The sequence below is a fragment of the Oligella sp. HMSC09E12 genome, assembly GCF_001808505.1.
Lineage (GTDB): Bacteria > Pseudomonadota > Gammaproteobacteria > Burkholderiales > Burkholderiaceae_B > Oligella > Oligella urethralis.
The window spans coordinates 1-949 of record NZ_KV793589.1; the positions used below are offsets into that span (position 1 = coordinate 1).

Below are 949 nucleotides of genomic sequence, written 5' to 3' on the forward strand. Positions count from 1 at the left end.
AAAATCAAGTTACACAAAATACCTTACACCCTCGACGATTATTATCCTTCAACGTCGTTTCCGTTATTAAATTAAACAAACACAGCTTTATCTACCGATTAACGACAACCCCCTCCTACGATATATTAGTTCACATTGATACTGATTAAACTGCGACGCATTGAAGACGTGCTTAGCTATGACTATCTAGACATCATGAGCGGTGTAGGCTCGCTTATCACAACTCACCGCCTCAGCTTCCGAGCCGATTTTTGCGGACTAACGATAAAACCCAAGCACCGTATTCTTCTCTCCCTCAATGATATAAGCTTTTTTAAAATAACCAAATGAATGCCATCTCTTGCCAAAAACAGGATCATTTTCTTCTTTGTATCCTAAAGACAGGAGATATTTCTCAAGTTCCATGACGTCCTGCCCTCCAACATATGTGACTTCAATATTTTCTGAATTTGGACCGTCCTGAGGATAGTAAGAAATCATTGTGTGATCAGTTAACCCGGGCGCGTTTTTAATCTCGTCCGGAGTAAACATTTCATAAGGGATTCGATCTAATCGCGTGTAATGCTGGGAGTCAAATGAGAATACGTAAGGACCATACAAAACTACCCACCGAGTAGCAAACACAATACAACAAAACAGTATGACCCACTTCAACCATCTAAAGCCTTTTTTCGACACAACCAAATTCCCCTCCTAATCCATTTGGAAAATCCCTCTTACTAAACTTATGATTTGTTATAATAATATCTGTATGTAGGCTTACATCAAAAGGCTCAATCTCCTTCATAAAGGATGGTAATTCTCCATATCTTGGTTTGGCATCTTTATGAGCCGCAGGATCAGGAAAAAGTAAAGGCTTAAAAAGTTTGTTCTTGTATTTACCTAGCGACCCATAATGATTCCAGCGCTCTATAGCTGATCCTAGCCAATTTAATAGACAGTCTGTTCC

1 protein-coding gene and 1 pseudogene are annotated in these 949 nt (G+C 39.3%); both read right to left on the reverse strand.

Annotation, left to right across the window (positions count from 1 at the left end):
- Positions 1 to 258: 258 nt before the first annotated feature.
- Entirely contained in the window at positions 259 to 480 is a 222-nt protein-coding gene (locus HMPREF3179_RS12510; protein ID WP_246823929.1) for a hypothetical protein, read from the reverse strand.
- Positions 481 to 658: 178 nt separating this feature from the next.
- Positions 659 to 949 (reverse strand): annotated as a pseudogene (locus tag HMPREF3179_RS08000) (hypothetical protein); the annotation flags it as partial.

Coding starts and splice junctions, on each gene's coding strand:
- HMPREF3179_RS12510 (WP_246823929.1), bottom strand. CDS start 480: ATGATTTCTTACTATCCTCAGGACGGTCCAAATTCAGAAAATATTGAA.